Origin of the sequence: Sphingomicrobium lutaoense, from assembly GCF_014195685.1 — a bacterium.
GTDB lineage: Bacteria > Pseudomonadota > Alphaproteobacteria > Sphingomonadales > Sphingomonadaceae > Sphingomicrobium > Sphingomicrobium lutaoense.
This window is the reverse complement of record NZ_JACICF010000001.1, coordinates 296,801-312,307: the sequence shown is the minus strand read 5'-3', so window position 1 is coordinate 312,307 and position 15,507 is coordinate 296,801. Positions and strand designations below refer to the sequence as shown.

The window sequence follows — 15,507 nt, the reverse complement described above, 5'->3', positions numbered from 1 at the left end:
AGCAAATGACGGCCAACCCTTCCCGTGACGCGATCCTCGTCGTCAATGCCATGAGCCGCCGCGGCGCCGAGCAATATGAGGAAGCACGCCGCCTGCTCGAGGAGGCGGGCGTCCGGCTGATCGAGAGCCATGCGGTCGAGAATGGCGACGACCTGCGGCCCACCGTTCGCAAGGCGGTCAAGAAGGCCGGCATGGTGATCGTCGGCGGCGGGGACGGCACCATCTCGAGCTTCATCGGCGAATTCGAGGGCGAGGACTGCGTGCTGGCGGTGCTGCCGATGGGTACGGCCAACAGCTTTGCCCGCAGCCTCGGCCTGCCGCTCGAGCTGGAGGACGTCGCCAGGGTCATCGCCAAGGGCGAGAGCCGGGCGATCGATATCGGCAGCATCAATGGCGAGACCTTTGCCAATGTCGCCGCGATCGGCCTGTCGCCGCTGATCGCCGATACCATTCCCGATGCATTGAAGCGCTGGCTGGGCATCTTCGGTTATATCGTCTGGGCGATCCGCATCGCCTTTTCCTTTTCCGCCTTCCGCCTGACGATCGAAAGCGAGGGCAGCCGCACCGTCACCCATGCCAGCGAAGTGCGCATCGCCAATGGCAGCTTCCATGGCGGGGTCGAACTGGTCGAGGAAGCCGAGATGGACGATGCGCGGATCACCGTCGATGCGGTCACGGGAAAGAGCATGTGGCGCCTCGCGCTCAATTGGATCCTCGTTCTCCTCCACCTCAAGTCGCAGAAGCGCACGATGATCGAAGTCGAAGCTCCCGAATTCTGGATCGAGACCGATCCGCCGCGCGACATCTCGATCGACGGCGAAATCCGTGCCTCGACCCCCGCCAAGGTCGAGGTGGTGCCGCAAGCGGTCCGGGTAGTGGTTCCCGCCTAGCCCAGCCGGTCAAGCGCGGCGCGCAGCCGCTCGGCCTCGGCGCTGCGTTCGGCATGGTCGGCACGCGCCTTTTCGACCGCTTCGGGCTTGGCCCGTTCGACGAAATTGGGATTGTTCAAACGCCCCGCGAGGCTTTTGACTTCCTTGTCGGCGGCTTCGACCGCCTTCTTGAGGCGTGCGCGTTCGGCATCGAGGTCGATTGCATCGGCGAGCGGCACGGCAAAACCCTGCCCCGCCGCGACGATCTGCGCCGAGCCGGGCGCGGGAGCGTCCACCGGATCGCCGAACCCGGCCTTGGCCATGCGGTCGAGCGATGCGCCGACATCGGGCGCGCTGCCTTCGAGCGGGTGAAGCGTCAAGCGGCTCGACCAGTGGATGTTGAGTTCGGCGCGGAGCGCGCGGACCTCGGACACCATGGCGATCGCACTCTCGATGCTTTTCTTGGCCTCTGCGTCGACCTTCGCCTCGGGCTGGGGCCATTGGGCGGTAATCAGCGGATAATCGTCGCGGCTGCCCGCGCCCATCGCCTGCCACAATTCCTCGGTGAGGAAGGGCATGAAGGGATGAAGCATCACGAGGATCTGGTCGAAGGTCCAGGCCGCGACCGCGCGGGTTTCCTCGTCCATCTCGCCTTTGATGAGTTCGAGATACCAGTCGCAGAAAGTGCCCCAGGTGAAATGGTAGATGGCGTCGGCCATGCCGTCGAAGCGCAGTTCGTCAAATGCCTTTTCGAGGCGCGCGAGCGTTTCGACCACCTCGCCGATGATCCAGCGGTTGACCGCCTTTTCTGCCTTGGGCGCGGCGATGCTGTCCGATGCGCCGATGCCATTGCCCTGCAGGAAGCGCGCGGCATTCCAGATCTTGGTCGCGAAGTTGCGATAGCCCTCGACCCGTTTTTCATCGAGCTTGATGTCGCGGCCCTGGCTTTCCATCGCGGTGAGCGTGAAGCGCAGCGCATCGGCGCCATATCGGTCGATGAGGCCCAGGGGATCGACGGTATTGCCCTTGGACTTGGACATCTTGGCGCCATGCTTGTCGCGCACCAGCCCGTGGAGATAGAGCTTCTTCCACGGTTTCTCGCCCATGAATTCGAAGCCCTGCATCGCCATGCGGGCATCCCAGAAGAAGATTATGTCGAAGCCCGAGACGAGCACGTCATTGGGGTAATGGCGCTCCAGTTCGCGCGTCTGTTCGGGCCAGCCGAGCGTCGCGAAGGGCCAGAGCGCCGAGGAGAACCAGGTATCGAGCACGTCCTCGTCGCGGCGCAGCGTCAAGCCCTCGCCTGCCTTGGCCTGAGCTTCCTCTTCGGTCTCGGCGACATAGGCATTGCCTTCATCGTCATACCATGCGGGGATGCGATGGCCCCACCAGAGCTGGCGCGAGACGCACCAGGGCTGGATATTTTCGAGCCAGTTGTACCAGGTCTTTTTCCAGGTCTCGGGGACCACCGCGATGTCGCCCGAGCGCACCGCTTCGAGCGCGGGCTTGGCGAGCGTGGCGGCATCGACATACCATTGGTCGGTGAGCCAGGGTTCGATCACCACCCCCGAACGGTCGCCATAGGGCGTGGCGATCTGCCGGTCCTCGACGCGGATCAAGGCGCCTTCGGCTTCGAGCATCTCGACCACGCGCTTGCGCGCTTCGAAGCGGTCGAGGCCGATGAGCGCCTCGGGAACGAGGCCGTCGGCGGTCTGGCAGACCTCGGCGCGGGCATTGAGCATGTTGAGCATGTCGGCGGGGGCGATGCCGGCGCGCTTGCCCACCTCGAAATCGTTGAAGTCGTGGCCGGGGGTAATCTTCACCGCGCCCGAGCCCAATTCGGGATCGGCATGTTCGTCTGTGATGATCGGGACTTCGCGCCCGGTGAGCGGCAAGCGCACCATCTTGCCCACCATGTCGCGATAGCGCTCGTCCTCGGGATGGACCGCGACCGCCATGTCGGCGAGCATGGTTTCGGGGCGCGTGGTGGCGACATGGATCTCGCCCGAGCCGTCGGCGAGCGGATAGCGCAGATGCCAGAAATGGCCGGGCATTTCGGCGGTCTCGACCTCGAGGTCGGAAATCGCGCTCTGGAACTTGGGATCCCAGTTCACCAGCCGCTTGTCGCGGTAGAGAAGGCCGCGGTCGTAGAGATCGACGAACACCTTGCGGACCGCGCGCGAGAAGCCCTCGTCCATCGTAAAGCGTTCATTTTCCCAGTCGCAGCTCGCGCCGAGGCGGCGGAGCTGGCGGGTGATGGTGCCGCCGCTTTCCTCTTTCCACTGCCAGACCTTGTCGAGGAAGGCCTCGCGGCCGAGGTCAGTGCGCTTGACGCCTTGCTGGTCGAGCTGGCGTTCGACGACCATCTGGGTGGCGATGCCCGCATGGTCCATGCCGACCACCCAGAGTGCGTCCTTGCCCTCGAGCCGCGCCTTGCGGATGAGGATGTCCTGCAGCGTATTGTCGAGCGCATGGCCGATGTGCAGCGAGCCCGTCACGTTGGGCGGCGGGATGACGATCGTGAAGGGCTCGGCCTCGGGTCGGTCGGGGCGGAAGAGGCCGCCCTTTTCCCAATGCTGATACCATTTGGCCTCGATGGGGCCGGGTTCGAAAGTCTTCGCTAGCTCGGTCATGGAGCGCGCCTACAGGGGGGAAGCGGAGGCTTCAAGCGCGCTATTCATCCTTCGCCGTCCAACGGTCCATCCAGTCGAACACTTCCTGATGCCAGCGGACCGAGTTGCGGCCGTTGAGCACCCAGTGGTTCTCGTCGGGGAAGACGAGGAGCTTGGACGGGATGCCGCGGCGTTGCAGCGCGGTGAAGGCGCCGAGGCCCTGCGAATAGGGAACGCGATAGTCCTTGAGGCCGAGCACGACCATCATCGGGGTCTGCCACTGGTCGACATGGTTGACCGGGTTCCATTTCTCATAGCTCTCGGGATTGAGGAAATAGGGGCCGCCGAAGTCATGCTCGGGGAACCAGAGCTCCTCGGTCGAATAATAGAAGGAGCGCGTGTCGAAGAGGCCGTTGTGGTTGATGAGGCAGTTGAAGCGCTCGGGCCATTTGCCGGCGATCCAGTTCATCATGTAGCCGCCGTAGCTGGCGCCCAGCGCGCAGATACGGTCGCCGGCGAGCTGATCGTCCATCTCGAGGGCGTGGGCGAGGCCGAGCTTCAGGTCTTCGAGGGGCTTGCCGCCCCAGTCCTGGTTGATGCTGTCGGTGAAGTCCTGGCCGTAGCCGGTCGAGCCGTGGAAATCGATCGAGACCACGCCATAGCCGGGGGCGGAGAGCATGCGGCTGTTCCAGCGGCTCGACCAGAGGTTGCCGAAGCTGCCCTGCGGGCCGCCGTGGACGACGAAGGCGACGGGAAGTTTGCCTTCATGGTCGGCGGGCTTGAGGCGGTAGCCCCAGACGGTGTCGCCGTCGGCGCCCTTGAAGGTGAAGGTCTCGACCTCGATCGGGTCGAGCTCGTCGAGGAGCGCCTTGTTGACATGGGTGCGCTGTTCGATGCGGCCGGCGCTGTAGAGGTAGAGGTCGCTCGGCGCTTCGAGGCTGTTCATCGTGAAGAGGATGCGGCCGTCGGGGAGCGCGACGGGGCTGCTGGCATTGCCCTTGCCGGTGAGGCGGGTGCGCTGTCCGGTCGCGACGTCGATGCGGTAGAGCGGATGTTCGAGCGTTTCGCCGACGCCGACGATGAGGGCGCGGCTGTCGGGGGTCCATTCGAGCGAGCCGACGCTGGCGTCCCAGTCGGCGGTCAGCGCGCGGACATTGCCGCTCTTGAGGTCGCGCAGGTGGACGACGAGGCGATCGCTTTCGTAGCCCGGGCGGGCCATCGCGACATAGGCCAGGGTCTGCCCGTCGGGAGAAACCGCGGGAAGATTGTCATGCGCCTTGTTGGTGGCGGTGAGATTGTAGGGTGCCATCGAGCCGTCGATGGGGGCGTAATAGATGTCGAGATTGGTCGAGGTGGGTTCGGTCCGGCCACCCGCGCGCTGGGCGAAGAAGACCGCTTCGCCGCCGGGCGCGATGTCGATTTCCTCGATCCCGCCGAAGGGACGCGAGGGGGTGTTGCCATCGAGGCCGCGATCGAGCGGCTTACCGCCGACCATCTTCCCATTCTCGATGCGATAGCCGAACAGGCGCGATTTCATGCCCGGTTCGACCCAGCTGTCCCAGTGGCGGACGAAGATCTCGTCATATTCCATCACGCCGTCGCCCTTTTCGGGCGCGGGGACGTTGGCGCATTCGAAGTCGGCGCACTTGATGTCACGGGTGGCGACGAGGACCACGCTGGAGACATTGGGCGCCAGCACGAAATCGTCGATCGAGCCGCCTTCCAGTGCCGAGACCTGCACCGCAGGCTCGCCGGGCATCATGCGATAGACCTGGTCGGTTCCCGAATGGGCGCTGACGAACCAGACCGCGCCATCGCCGCCGAAGCGCGCGCCGCGGGGCTTGTAATGGTCTAGTTCGGAAGCCTCGACGGTCGCGCCGGTTTCGAGGCTGTGGAGGAGATGGCTGGTTTCGCGCCCCGCGAGATCTTCCTTGGCCGAGGAGAGGCTGAACAGTGCGACGGCCCCGTCGGGCGAGACCGAGGGCGCGCCCATGCGCTTCATCTTCACCAGATCCTCGGGCGTCATTTCCCGGGCGGCGGCGGGCGATACGAGAAAGGTCGTGGCGGCGAGCGCGGTGAGCGCGATGAGCTTTTTCATGCCCGCTGACTAGCAGGGAGTAAGGGCGTGGAAAAGATTAGAGCTTGCGCCCCGTGATGCGGCTGATTTCGCGGCGGACATGTTCATCGACAATGCCCGGCAATTTCTCGTCGAGCCAGGCTTTGAGCACCGGGCGAAGCATCTCGCGGATCATGTCCTCGAGCGGATTTCCCGCCGCGGCCTCGGGCCGCTCGGCAGCGATGCCCGCGAGTTGATCAAGCCGGGCGCGGCTGGTGCCCGCGGCTTCCTCGGCAAGGAGAACCTCGTCCTCGTCTCCCGCGGCGGGCGGCGGTGCGGACGAGGCTTCGGCCCCCTCAGCTTCGGCTTCGGGGGGCTGTTCCATGCTGCTGTCGAGTTCGAGCACCTCGTCATCCTCACCGGGGCCCGGCGGGGCGGACTGGCGGAACTCCTTTTCCTCGGCGATCACTTTCTTGATCGAGGCGAGGATGTCTTCCATCGAAGGCTGGCCTGGTGCGCTCATGCGCTTTCTATTGCTTATTGATCGCCTTGTGTCACGCCCTGCGTGATGGCGGGCGGAGGCGGCACGGGCTCTTCCTGGGGCTGCACGGTACGAGTCGAATCGATCGGGTGACGCCCCTCGCCCGCCCAGTCGTTCCAGTCATTGGCGATGCGGCGGTAATTGCCGAGCGGGTCGTAGAGCGCGCCGGCATCGAGATTGAGGTCGGCGGCCTCGGCCTGCCCCATCACGTTCAGAAGGCGGAATCCCGCGACATAGGCGTCGCGCTGCGCGGTGACGAGCGCGACGCGGCTGTTGAGAAATTCCTGTTCGGCGTTGAGCACGTCGAGGATCGAGCGGCTGCCGATGCTGTTTTCGAGCCGGGCGCCTTCCAATGCCAGGGCATTGGCCTGCACCGCGACCTCGTTTGCCTCGATCGCCTGCACCGCGGCCTCATAGGCAGCGAAAGCCGAGCGCGTCTCGGCGACGACGAAACGTTCGGTGGCGATGATCTGTTCGAGTGCCTGCCCTTCCAATGCGCGGGCGCGGCGCACCCGTGCCGAGGGCAAGCCGCCCTGGTAGAAGGGCACCCGCGCCGACAGGCCCGCGCTGGTCGCGGTGGCGCTGCGCGGATTGCTTGCCTGCGTGAAGGGATTGAAGCCGACATCGCCCGCGAGCGTGTTGAGATATTGCCCCGAGGCAAAGGCGCTGAGCGTGGGCCAGCGCGAACCGCGCGTCGAACGCACGTCATAGCCCGCCGCCTCGGCCTGGCGGGTCGCGGCGAGAAGATCGGGATTATCGACGAGCGCGATGCGCACGGCTTCGTCGGCGCTGTCGGGGAGCGGGGGAAGCGGCGGCGGCGGGGCAAGATCGTCCGGCATGTCGCCGATCACGCGGCGGTAATTCTCGACCGAGGCGGCAAGGCGGCTCTGGGCGGCGAGCAGGCTCGATTGGGCAAGCTGGAGGCGCGCTTCGGACTGGGCAACGTCGGTGCGCGTCAAATCGCCGATCTCGAACCGGTCGCTGGTCGCCTGCAGATTGGTCGAGAGTACCTCGACCTGGTTGCGGTTAAGTTCGACCGTCGCGCGGTCGCGGATCACGTCCATATAAGCGGCCACCGCTTCGACGAAGAGGTCGCCTTCGACCGCGCGCAGCGTCGCGCGGCCCGCGCGCACCCGCTCCTTGGCGGCCTTGATGTCGTTGCGCACCGTGCCGCCCTGGAAAAGCGGCAGGTTGAGATCGACGCTGCTGTTGAAGAAGGGTCCGAGGCTCTGGCGCGTAAGCGAGCCCGTCTGGCTGAGCGTGCGCGTGAGGCTGGCACTGCCGGTGACGGTGGGACGGCCGCCCGCGCGGGCGATCGCCACGCCCGCGTCGGTGGCCTGCAGCGCCTCGCGCTGGGCATTGAGGGTGGGATTGGTCGCGTAGGTCTTTGCCAGCGCTTCCTGGAGAGTGTCGGCCGAGGCAGGGGTCGCTGCCGCGGCCAGGAGGGCCAGCGCCATCGTCATTCTCGTGGACATGATTCTCCCTCCCGTCACGCGGACATCAAAACACAAATTGCGGTTTTCGAGCGAATTGTTCGATCAACGGCAGTTGTGCGTCTGCGAAATCGTCAAGCTTGACCCGGCCATCGACCCGCCCCCCGGCAGCGAGCCGAGTGACGCCGCGATCGAAGCGGCCGGTGGCAAGGCGACCACCATCGGCAAGCTGGCCGCAGATGGCATCGGTCAGTTCCTCGACCGCGCCGAGAATGAGGATGCGGTCATAGGGACCGGCATCGGCATGCCCCTCGGCAGGGTTGCCGGTCCGGTAGGTGGCGCCTTCGGGAGTGGGGCCGGAAAGCTTCTTTTCGTCGAGCGCGACGACCTTGAGGCCCATGTGCGCGAGCAGCGCGGCGGCATAGGCAGCGCCCGGTCCGATCGCCAGCGCCGACATGCCCGGGCGGGCATCGAGCGACTGGATGAGGCTGGCGAGAGCCGCGGCGGCCGGCATCGAACGGCCATCGCCGAGCGGGACCGAGCGGTCGCGATAGGCCAGCGCGCGGACATTTTCGGGGAGATATTCCTCGCGCGGGACCGAGAGGAAGGCATCGAGCACTCGCCGGTCGGACACGCCCTGCGGGCGCAGCTGGCTGTCGATCATCGCCTTTCGCAATGCCATGGACATGACAATCATTCCCTTTTCTCGTAGCTGTTGTATGACACTAATACAGTTGGCTTTCAACCGTCTCTATCGGCCCTTGGTGGCAAGGCCAAGCGCGGATCACCGCATTTTGTCGAAACAAGTGCGTTGACAAGCGGGGGCGGGCTAGACCAAACGGCCCCATTCCACCTCCGAGGCCCGATGGCGGAGTGGTTACGCAGAGGACTGCAAAGCCGGGCACATCCCCAGATTTCCGCGATAGTTTGCAGTTTTTGCCGTGAGGCTTGGAAATTTCTCTCCAGAGGAAAGAGCTCCAAACTGCTAACTTTTGTGCGTTCCTATGAGCAACGATTGAGGCGTAAGAACATCAGGGTCGCAAGCCCCGTTGCCGATATTTGTACAACAGATTTGTTACTCATCGATTTGCGGTTTTGGATCGCCAGCGGGCCCAAAGGAGCCCCCCATTTTCGCGACCTCAAGCATTTCGTTTTCTAGGTAGATCGGATCGGAGATCGGTAGCATTGGGCGAGGTTCATCATCCTCGCTATACCATGTGCGGGCTTTTCCCCCCGTCTTTCGAGATTGTTTTTCAAATATGTCACGATAGCGATACGGAGAAATGCCAAGAAATGGCAGAAATGATAGCTTATTTTCGCTTAACTTTTCGATCTCAATTTCATGCGAATGAAGCTCTTTAGCACGGCTCTTTGGATAAGGCTCCATGTACACGACACGTTTTATACCCACCGCGAGAATGTGTTTCGTGCAGCCATGGCAAGGAAATGTAGTCACGTAGAGGATCGACCCCTTCAGCGGCTTCCCGAGACGCGCTGCGTCGCAAATTGCAACCATTTCGGCATGCACGACACGGCCATATTCAGTTAGAGCAGTTATCAGAGAATCTTTAAGGCATCCGATATGCTGAGCGTCTTTCTCTACCCGTCCCAATAACTCGTCGACGAAGTCTTCGGACCAAACTGCGTCTTTAATAGCCGCAGAGAGAAGCCCCCCATCTTCTAGCTTTTCAAGAAGGTCCCGGATTACGTCTTTTTTCAAACTGTCGTTGGGATCAAAGCCTAGACGAACATCGCGATAATCAGGCTCTTCGCCATACCAATATGTTCCGCCAAAGGCTTTCGGAACCTCGTTACATCCTTGGCAAATAAGATCCCCATCTTGTGTGAATGCAGCAGCACCCACTTGCCTAGAAAGATCGGTCGAGCGCAGTGATGCTGCTTTAGCCGCATACATACCATATTCCGATTTTGTCGGCCCAACATCAACGCGCCCAAAAAAGGCGTTAAAAAAGCGCTCAATGCCGGTTTTCATCTGATCGCGATTGATGCCGTCTACAAACACGTCCGCATGGTGAAAAGTATCACGGAGATGCTGAGCGTGCTTGCTTAACCCTTCGTCGTGATCGCGTTCAATCAGTGCAGCGGTTTTTCGTTCTAAATCAGGACGCTTGGTTGACACTGGCAATGTCGATCGGCCCTTCTCAAGAACCCGGGCACGACGGTGTTCTTCGCTTCCGTAACCAGACACCAGTACAAAAAGCTTCCCGTATATTTTCCTAAGCAGCTCTACTTCCTGAGGACGTTTCAACTGACGGATAATGTATGCCGTTGAAGGCAGCACCTGCGGGTCTTCTTCCTCAGTGGGCTCACCTTCACCTTGAGTAGCCGAATTTTGACCTTTCGTGGCATTTTGAGCTCTCCGCACCTGGGCAATTCCTTGGACAGCCACGCGCATGAGAAAAGCGGGGTCGTCTGCCACTTCGCAAAGCTTGTTTGCGTAATCCATTTTGTAATTCATTTGCGAAAAATAGTCTTTTTTCGCCTTCTTCACTCCGGGCGCCTCATATTTCTCCATCAATTGAGTTACACGAATGGGATGAGAGTCATATCCAACCGATTTGAGTGCACGAGTGATCTCGTCGGTCATCGCATCAATGTCGATCCCGATCGGACCCGCTATCCCAATTACTAGCTCGGGATGTGTCTTCGCTTTCGGCTCGTTCGCCATTCGAAACTCCTATTAGTCGGCCCGTTGCAAAAGCGCGCGCTTCATGCTTATCGTGACATATCGAAGCAAAAGGGGGACCGTGCTGTGAACAATCACACTGCTGATTCAAATACTTATGAACGCAGGCTAGCCGAGACCGCTGATCGGATGGCTCGTCGTATGGGCGTGTCTTTCCAGAAAAATGAGCGCTGGACTGAAGTCGTACGGAACTCTGATCCGGAGATGCTAAGACTGAAGTAGCTGGAAAGCCGCAGAGTTGATTCTCGGTGAGAATCACTCAAGACTTCGAGAGGAACGGCTTGCAGATGAGAAGGGCGTTTCAAACGCCTCGAATCACGCACCAAACTTGCACCCTCCGCTTACATTAATCGATGACAGTATAGCCGCGCACTAAAAGGGATCAATAAAACCTTTTGGCGCATACCATCGAAAGGTTCTGCCGGGCACTTTGTTGCGGACTTCTTAAATCGCGCAACCTCTTGCGTCGTGAATTTCGCGTCGCTATCAGCCACTCAAATCACAACGAAATACCACTCAAACTGCAAACTCTTATCGAAGAAGACTGCAAACTCGGGTTATGGCATATGCAATGATCCGCAGTTTCCTGCCGATGAGGCCCGATGGCGGAGTGGTTACGCAGAGGACTGCAAATCCTTGCACGCCGGTTCGATTCCGGCTCGGGCCTCCACTCTCCTATCGACATCTGCTTGACGCCCGCACGTCCGCCTTTCACGGTGGCGCGATGTCGCATGTCGAAATCGTCGCGGTCGGGCCGCAGGATGTGGCCGTCCTGGCCGCCATCGGGAGACGGACGTTCATCGAGACGTTCGAAAGCGGGAACGATCCCGAGGATTTTGCCGACTATCTGGAGAAGGCCTTTGCCGAGGCGCAGCTCCTCGGCGAGATCGGGGCGGTGGGGTCGCATTTCTTCTTCGCCCGCGTCGACGGCGAAGTGGCGGGCTATCTCAAGCTGAACATGGACGAGGCGCAGACCGAGAAGGTGGCGGGCCGGACGCTCGAGATCGAGCGGATCTATGTCGATGGCGCCTTCCAGGGCGCGGGCGTGGGCAAGGCGCTGTTCGATTTTGCGCTCGGCATTGCCCGCGACGAGGGGATTGAGGCGATCTGGCTGGGCGTGTGGGAAGATAATCCCAAGGCGATCCGATTTTACGAGCGGCAGGGATTCGAGCCCTTTGGTGTCCACAGCTTCACCATCGGGAAGGATGTGCAGCGGGACATCATGATGCGGCTGGAGTTGGAGAGGCCGTCAGCGCCGCATTGATGCCTGCGTGTGGCTGCGCTAGGCGCGCGGCCATGTTTCGGCTTGCTTCTCTTTACGGTGCCTGCTTCGCGCTTGCGGCCTGTTCGACTGGCGGGGTTGTCGATTGCGAAGCCGCCCGGCCCGTGGCGAGTGAGGGCTGGGCGCGCGAAAGCCTCACCGCGCAGGCGATGGGCGCGGCCTATTTCCGCCTCTCCAACCAAGGCGACTGTCCGGCGGTGCTGACGGGGGCATCCTCTCCCCTCGCCGCATCGGTGGGCCTGCACGAAAGCCGCGAGGAAAATGGCGTGGCGCGGATGCGGCCTGTCGAGCGGGTCGAGATCGCTCCCGGGCGAAACATCGACTTTGCGCCGGGCGGGCTGCACCTCATGCTGTCCGGCCTCGAGCGGTCTCTTGCGGCAGGAGAGCAGCTGCCGGTCATGCTGTCCTTCGAGGACGGGCCGGACCTTGAACTGACCATATCCATCGAAGAAGCGGGAGCCCGTTGATGAGCCTTTCGACCGTTCGCATGATCCTTTGGGCGCTGGTGGCCGCGGTGGCGGTCGGCGCGGGCCTCATGTGGATCAACCAGCCCGAGCCGACCGAAAGCGCGATGGATTTCCAGTCGAGCATCGGCGGGGAATATGAGCTGGTGGCAAGCGATGGCGAGCCGTTCCGCAGCGCTTCGCTCGAGGGGCGGCCGCACGCGGTATTCTTCGGCTTTACCCATTGTCCCGATGTCTGTCCGACGACGCTGGCGCGGCTGGCGAAGCTGCGGCGCGAAGTGGGCGAGGATGCTTTCGACATCCTTTTCATCACGGTCGATCCCGAGCGCGACGGGCCTTCCGAAGTGGGCGAATATGCGAGGCTGTTCGATACGCCGGTGATCGGGCTGACCGGGAGCGAGGCGCAGATCGGGGCGGTCAAGAAGCAGTTCGCGGTGCATAGCGAGAAAGTACCCGACGGCGAAGGCGGCTATAGCGTCGATCATAGCGCGGCGGTGTTCCTGATGGACAGCGAGGGGCGCTTCATCGGGACGCTGACGAGCGAGGAGGGGCGCGAAGCGGCGCTCGCCAAGCTGGAGCGGTTGGCCAGCAGCTGACCAGGCCGAGGGCAAAAAAATCGTCGCCCGGGTGTGGACAAGCGGGAGGGGGATTCCTACCTGCCCCGCCGCTGGCGCATTCCCGCGCCCGATTATCGTAGAGTAAAGGGAATTTTTCCGTGAAAATGATTGTTAGTGCGGCCGCGCTTGCCGCAGCATTTGTTGCGACCCCCGCCGTGGCGCAGGACGCCGCTTCGTTCGAAGGTGCGCGCGTCGGCGCGACGCTCGGCCTCGCCGATGACGACCTCTTCGGCACCGAGGAATTCACCTATGGCGCCGAAGTCGGCTATGACTTCGCCGCGGGCGACAAGGCCATCGTCGGCTTCACCGCCGAACTGCAGAAGAGCGACGATATCGATCGCGAACTGGCGATCTCGGCCCGTGCCGGCGTTCCGGTTGGATCGAGCGCGCTGCTTTACGGCACCGTCGGCTACACCAACCTCGAAGTCCTCGACATCAAGCTCGACGGCGTGAAGTTCGGCGTGGGCGGCGAGATCAAGCTCGGCACCAATGGCTATGCCAAGCTCGAACAGCGCTATGCCGACTATGAACTGGACGTTCATTACTGGCAGACGCTGATCGGTGCGGGCTTCCGCTTCTAAGCGGGATTTCCGATCCGAGAAGGAAAAGGGGCCGCCCTCAAGCGGGCGACCCCTTTTTCATTGGGCGGCACGGACGCGCTTCAGCAGTTCTTCGAGCGCGGCGAGCGATTCGGGTTCATCGAAGCTCGGCGCGTGGCCGACGTCGGGGATGGTCGCGAGCTTCGCCCTGGGCAGTTCCTTCAGCATGCGCTGGGCCATTTCCTCGGTGAAGAGGTCGCTGAGTTCGCCGCGCAGGATCGTCACGGGGATCTCGGCGAGGCCGCCGAGGAGATGCCAGGCATCCATGCTCGCTTCGCTCGATTTCAAAACATTGTCGGCGATGCGGGGGTCATAGTCGAACTGCACCCCGCCCTTTACCTCGCGCATGAGGCGGCGGGCGAAGACTTCCCATTGGGCAAGGTCCCAGCGGGGATAGATGTCGCCGATGCGTTCCTTGAGCGCGGCGGCGGCGACCGCATAGCTTTCGTAGATCGGCTGTTTGCCGACATAGCCGCGGATCCGTTCGATGCCCGGTTCGTGCAGTTCGGGCGCGATGTCGTTGATGAGCGCGCCCGCGATCCGTTCGCCGTCGGTGGCGCTCAAGAGCATGGTGACGATGCCGCCGAGCGAAGTGCCGACGAAGACCGCGTCGGCAAGGCCGAGCTGGTCGAGGAGCTTCAATATGTCGGCGGCATAGGTGGGCGGGTCGTAGCGTTCGGGATCGGGATCCCAGCCCGACAGGCCGCGACCGCGAAACTCCACCGCGATCACGCGCCATTCGCCCGCGAAGCGGTCGGCGACGGGTTCGAAATCGCGGGCGTTGCGCGTCAGGCCGGGCATGCAGATGATCGGCGGGCCGTCCATCGGGCCGGCATAGTCGCGATAATGCAATTTGATCGCGCCGTCGGCGCTGTTCCAATATCGATCCTTATAGTCGGCCACTATCGCTTTCCTCTCGCCTCCCCTATCGCGGGGCGATGGCGCAATCGCAACCCTATCGTCCCGACCCGCGCATCCTGACGCTGGGCGATGCCTTCTACGATCGGGTCGAGGCCGCCGATTTTCCCAAGGTCGAGGAGCGTTTCTTCAACCACCGCCATGCCGCCACGCTGGGCCTTGGTGACCTCTCTGAAGCGGAGCGGGCGGCGCATTTCGGCCGTTTCGCGCCGCTTCCCGACAATCTCCAGACCCCGCTCGCGCTGCGCTATCACGGGCACCAGTTCCGCCATTACAATCCCGATCTCGGCGACGGGCGCGGCTTTCTCTTTGCCCAGCTGCGCGGGCCCGACGGGCGGCTGCTGGACCTTGGCACCAAGGGAAGCGGGCAGACGCCGTGGAGCCGCCGGGGCGACGGGCGGCTGACCCTGAAGGGCGGGGTGCGCGAAATTCTTGCTACCGAGATGCTCGAGGCCCTGGGGGTCAACACCTCCAAGACCTTCGCCCTCTATGAGACGGGGGAGGAATTGTGGCGCGGCGACGAGCCCTCGCCTACCCGGTCGAGCGTTCTGACGCGGTTGTCGCACGGCCATATCCGCATCGGCAATTTCCAGCGGCAGGCCTTTCTGGAGGATCGCGCCGCATTGGAGGCGCTGACCGATTATTGCCTCGAACATCTTTATGGCGAGCCGCCGCAGGGGACGGCGGGCGAGCGGGCCGAGCGACTGTTCGACCTCGTCGCGAGCGCGACCGCGGGGCTGGCCGCGAGCTATATGGCGGCAGGCTTCGTCCATGGCGTTCTCAACAGCGACAATATCGCGATCACCGGCGAGAGTTTCGATTATGGGCCATGGCGTTTCACGCCCACCTGGGACGAGAAATTCACCGCTGCCTATTTCGATGAAACGGGGCTCTACAGTTTCGGTCGCCAGCCCGAGGCCATCCATTGGGACCTTGCGCAACTGGGAGGCTGCCTGTCGCTCATCGCCGAGGCGGCACCGCTCGAAGCGATCCTCGGCGACTGGTCGCGGCGGTTCGACCTGGCGCTGATCGAGGCGATGCTGGGGCGGCTCGGCGTGGCACGAACTACCGAGAAGGAAGACCGCGAGCTGGCGCAGTGGATGGTTGCCGCGCTGGGGCAGAAAAGCGTGACCATCGACCGTTTCTATTTCGACTGGCGCGGCGGCCGCGACCCCGGCTCCGAAGGTGCCTATGGCGACGAGGCCTTTCGCCGGATCGCCGCCTTGCTGGAGGGACGGCAAGGCGAGCGCAGCCATGCCTATTGGTCCGATCCCCAGCCGTGCAGCATGCATATCGAGGAAGTCGAGGCGATCTGGGACGCGATCGCCGAGAGCGACGACTGGTCGCTTCTCGACGCCAAGATCGCGGCGGTGCGACGGATGGGCGAGGCCATGGTAAAAGCGCCTTGA

Annotated in this window: 13 protein-coding genes and 1 tRNA gene; 7 read left to right on the top strand and 7 right to left on the bottom strand. The window is 62.8% G+C overall.

Annotation, left to right across the window (positions count from 1 at the left end; translation table 11 throughout):
• Positions 1 to 5: 5 nt before the first annotated feature.
• On the top strand, positions 6 to 890 hold the full coding sequence (locus tag FHS50_RS01495; RefSeq protein ID WP_183932587.1) for a YegS/Rv2252/BmrU family lipid kinase: 885 nt from the start codon (positions 6 to 8) through the stop codon (positions 888 to 890).
• Here FHS50_RS01495 and FHS50_RS01490 read toward each other — a convergent pair.
• The 6 genes from FHS50_RS01490 to FHS50_RS01465 all read right to left on the bottom strand — a co-directional run bounded on the left by FHS50_RS01490 (position 887) and on the right by FHS50_RS01465 (position 10,200).
• Positions 887 to 3,502: a valine--tRNA ligase gene (locus FHS50_RS01490; protein ID WP_183932586.1), complete on the bottom strand. Its 2,616-nt coding sequence runs from the start codon at positions 3,500 to 3,502 to the stop codon at positions 887 to 889. The genes FHS50_RS01495 and FHS50_RS01490 overlap by 4 nt on opposite strands.
• A gap of 40 nt (positions 3,503 to 3,542) precedes the next feature.
• Positions 3,543 to 5,579 (bottom strand): alpha/beta hydrolase family protein, encoded by a 2,037-nt coding sequence (locus FHS50_RS01485; RefSeq protein ID WP_183932584.1) that lies wholly within the window; start codon positions 5,577 to 5,579, stop codon positions 3,543 to 3,545.
• Between the two features lie 37 nt (positions 5,580 to 5,616).
• On the bottom strand, positions 5,617 to 6,060 hold the full coding sequence (locus tag FHS50_RS01480; protein WP_183932583.1) for a DUF2497 domain-containing protein: 444 nt from the start codon (positions 6,058 to 6,060) through the stop codon (positions 5,617 to 5,619).
• Between the two features lie 14 nt (positions 6,061 to 6,074).
• On the bottom strand, positions 6,075 to 7,553 hold the full coding sequence (locus FHS50_RS01475) for a TolC family outer membrane protein (protein ID WP_183932582.1): 1,479 nt from the start codon (positions 7,551 to 7,553) through the stop codon (positions 6,075 to 6,077).
• A 25-nt stretch (positions 7,554 to 7,578) separates the two neighbouring features.
• A complete protein-coding gene (locus FHS50_RS01470; protein ID WP_183932580.1) occupies positions 7,579 to 8,199 on the bottom strand; it encodes a protein-L-isoaspartate O-methyltransferase family protein in 621 nt (206 codons plus the stop codon).
• A 387-nt stretch (positions 8,200 to 8,586) separates the two neighbouring features.
• Positions 8,587 to 10,200 (bottom strand): anti-phage dCTP deaminase, encoded by a 1,614-nt coding sequence (locus tag FHS50_RS01465; protein ID WP_183932579.1) that lies wholly within the window; start codon positions 10,198 to 10,200, stop codon positions 8,587 to 8,589.
• A 614-nt stretch (positions 10,201 to 10,814) separates the two neighbouring features.
• Here FHS50_RS01465 and FHS50_RS01460 point away from each other — a divergent pair.
• The 5 genes from FHS50_RS01460 (at position 10,815) to FHS50_RS01440 (ending at position 13,162) form a co-directional block, all read left to right on the top strand.
• Positions 10,815 to 10,888 (top strand) — tRNA-Cys (locus FHS50_RS01460).
• A gap of 54 nt (positions 10,889 to 10,942) precedes the next feature.
• Positions 10,943 to 11,482: a GNAT family N-acetyltransferase gene (locus FHS50_RS01455; protein WP_183932577.1), complete on the top strand. Its 540-nt coding sequence runs from the start codon at positions 10,943 to 10,945 to the stop codon at positions 11,480 to 11,482.
• Positions 11,483 to 11,514: 32 nt separating this feature from the next.
• Positions 11,515 to 11,967 (top strand): copper chaperone PCu(A)C, encoded by a 453-nt coding sequence (locus FHS50_RS01450; RefSeq protein WP_183932575.1) that lies wholly within the window; start codon positions 11,515 to 11,517, stop codon positions 11,965 to 11,967.
• A complete protein-coding gene (locus FHS50_RS01445) occupies positions 11,967 to 12,560 on the top strand; it encodes an SCO family protein (RefSeq protein ID WP_183932573.1) in 594 nt (197 codons plus the stop codon). The genes FHS50_RS01450 and FHS50_RS01445 overlap by 1 nt, the downstream gene beginning before the upstream one ends.
• 125 nt (positions 12,561 to 12,685) lie before the next feature.
• Positions 12,686 to 13,162 carry an outer membrane beta-barrel protein gene (locus FHS50_RS01440; protein WP_246333018.1) on the top strand — a complete coding sequence of 159 codons (477 nt, stop codon included), beginning with the start codon at positions 12,686 to 12,688 and terminating at the stop codon, positions 13,160 to 13,162.
• A gap of 57 nt (positions 13,163 to 13,219) precedes the next feature.
• Here FHS50_RS01440 and FHS50_RS01435 read toward each other — a convergent pair whose 3' ends face one another.
• A complete protein-coding gene (locus tag FHS50_RS01435) occupies positions 13,220 to 14,083 on the bottom strand; it encodes an alpha/beta fold hydrolase (RefSeq protein WP_183932570.1) in 864 nt (287 codons plus the stop codon).
• Between the two features lie 35 nt (positions 14,084 to 14,118).
• On the opposite strand from FHS50_RS01435, the gene FHS50_RS01430 reads away from it, so the two are divergent.
• Positions 14,119 to 15,507: a protein adenylyltransferase SelO family protein gene (locus tag FHS50_RS01430; protein WP_183932569.1), complete on the top strand. Its 1,389-nt coding sequence runs from the start codon at positions 14,119 to 14,121 to the stop codon at positions 15,505 to 15,507.

Excerpts from the sequence above, each read along its gene's own strand:
- FHS50_RS01495 (WP_183932587.1), top strand. The coding sequence starts at position 6 with ATGACGGCCAACCCTTCCCGTGACGCGATCCTCGTCGTCAATGCCATG.
- FHS50_RS01490 (WP_183932586.1), bottom strand. The coding sequence starts at position 3,502 with ATGACCGAGCTAGCGAAGACTTTCGAACCCGGCCCCATCGAGGCCAAA.
- FHS50_RS01485 (WP_183932584.1), bottom strand. The coding sequence starts at position 5,579 with ATGAAAAAGCTCATCGCGCTCACCGCGCTCGCCGCCACGACCTTTCTC.
- FHS50_RS01480 (WP_183932583.1), bottom strand. The coding sequence starts at position 6,060 with ATGAGCGCACCAGGCCAGCCTTCGATGGAAGACATCCTCGCCTCGATC.
- FHS50_RS01475 (WP_183932582.1), bottom strand. The coding sequence starts at position 7,553 with ATGTCCACGAGAATGACGATGGCGCTGGCCCTCCTGGCCGCGGCAGCG.
- FHS50_RS01470 (WP_183932580.1), bottom strand. The coding sequence starts at position 8,199 with ATGTCCATGGCATTGCGAAAGGCGATGATCGACAGCCAGCTGCGCCCG.
- FHS50_RS01465 (WP_183932579.1), bottom strand. The coding sequence starts at position 10,200 with ATGGCGAACGAGCCGAAAGCGAAGACACATCCCGAGCTAGTAATTGGG.
- FHS50_RS01455 (WP_183932577.1), top strand. The coding sequence starts at position 10,943 with ATGTCGCATGTCGAAATCGTCGCGGTCGGGCCGCAGGATGTGGCCGTC.
- FHS50_RS01450 (WP_183932575.1), top strand. The coding sequence starts at position 11,515 with ATGTTTCGGCTTGCTTCTCTTTACGGTGCCTGCTTCGCGCTTGCGGCC.
- FHS50_RS01445 (WP_183932573.1), top strand. The coding sequence starts at position 11,967 with ATGAGCCTTTCGACCGTTCGCATGATCCTTTGGGCGCTGGTGGCCGCG.
- FHS50_RS01440 (WP_246333018.1), top strand. The coding sequence starts at position 12,686 with ATGATTGTTAGTGCGGCCGCGCTTGCCGCAGCATTTGTTGCGACCCCC.
- FHS50_RS01430 (WP_183932569.1), top strand. The coding sequence starts at position 14,119 with ATGGCGCAATCGCAACCCTATCGTCCCGACCCGCGCATCCTGACGCTG.